The 1603-nt window shown below is 47.2% G+C and carries 2 protein-coding genes; both read right to left on the reverse strand.

What is annotated here, in order from left to right; translation table 11 throughout:
* Positions 1 to 526, reverse strand: a 526-nt coding sequence (locus tag HMPREF9166_RS11580; protein ID WP_009443034.1) for a restriction endonuclease subunit S, incomplete at its 3' end; no start/stop codon positions are given.
* 9 nt (positions 527 to 535) lie between these two features.
* A complete protein-coding gene (gene xerA / locus HMPREF9166_RS11585) occupies positions 536 to 1522 on the reverse strand; it encodes a site-specific tyrosine recombinase/integron integrase (RefSeq protein ID WP_009443035.1) in 987 nt (328 codons plus the stop codon).
* Positions 1523 to 1603: the final 81 nt, after the last annotated feature.

Raw genomic sequence — 1603 nt, forward strand, 5'->3', positions numbered from 1 at the left:
GCTTCGTATTGTTAGTTATTTTATGCTCTAAACTCATCAAAAAAGATGCTATGCGTTTTTGCGTCAGTATATCAGGAAGTTTCAGTTCTAAATCTTCTATATCCGAGGATTTAATCGCCGGATATGCAGACGTGCTCTGTTCTGCAATCGCGTGCATTTTTTCAGTAACGGTATTCATTGTCAGATAACAGTATAGAAAATCTGCATCAACGCGCTCATCTATTACATCTATGACAGAAAATCCTGTCGACACCAAAAAATTTGACGACTGTTCCTTCACGATGCCATAATGACATTGATTCGGTCGTACCGTTGAATACAGAATACTATTATATTTTACCTTTCTCCTTGTGCGGCTCGGCAGTTTCTCTTTCATAAGATCAATATATTGAATTTCGTCTATACAATTTTTCGTGATGTTGCCTGTGTCCAGATAATGAACGTAATCCCATCGCTCTTTTTCGGAGTAAGCTTCTGTATTTACGCAACATACATCGCCCAATCGAATACAATTCCACGAATTCATACTTTCTCCTCACCCAATAAACTTCCGATGCGCAGCCTTCACATTGCTCTGCTTCACCATCGCATAGTGAAGCGTCGTGTCAATGCGCTTATGTCCAAGCAGCTGTTGCAGTTGCTCAATCGGCATCCCCTTGTCAATCGCGCGCGTCGCGAGCGTACGTCGGAACTTATGCGGATGAACTTTCTCCATCCCGATCCGCCGCCCGAGCGTACGCAGTCTGGACTCAATGCCGCTGATGCTCAAACGGGAACGAGGGGAACGCAGTCCCACAAAGAGTGCCGCTTCTCCATCCGTACGACTCTCCAAATATGCTTGTAGATGAATCTTCGTCCTTGCATCGAAATATACAATGCGCTCCTTATTCCCCTTGCCCAGTACAACACATTCTCGTTCATTAAAATCCACATCGCTGCGATTCAGACGAACCATCTCACCGACGCGCATCCCTGTTGATGCAAGCATATCGATCATCGCTAAATCCCGCGACTCATGACAACTATCCCGCATCGCTTCGAGTTCTTCGTCGCTATAGGTCGCCTTGATATTCTCTGCCGTCTTAACCCGATGAATGCGGCGCACGGGGCTCTTCACAATATAGTCCTCATCCTCCAACCATGCAAAGAAGCTCGATAAAATCCGCCGTACGTTGTCCACCGTGACGCGACTCAGCCCACCACGCTCCTGATAGCTCGTCAAATAGGAACGCAAATCCTCCGTCGTTGTATGAACGACTTCCTTTTGCACATGGGCGAGCATCGTCCGAATGGACTTCTCATAGTAATGCAGTGTCTTGGATGAACAGCCCTCTATACGTTTCGCCTCGATGAACTTCGTCACGAGGAGATCACTCTCATAACGCACCTCATCTGTATCACGCACCGTCACTTCGTAGAGATACAGTGCCTTTTCCATAGTTGCGCGCAGCGTCTTTCGCTGTCCACGGTCGAGATGCTCATACATCGCGTGCAGTACCTCGTCAATCAAAATCTCCTTCATCCGATACCTCCGAACCTCAGAGAATAACGGGGAGCGGCGTTCTCCAAAAAAACTCGCCGCTCGCGAGACGATTTGACAATA

This window comes from Selenomonas sp. oral taxon 149 str. 67H29BP (genome assembly GCF_000146365.1).
Classification (GTDB): Bacteria; Bacillota; Negativicutes; order Selenomonadales; family Selenomonadaceae; genus Centipeda; species Centipeda felix.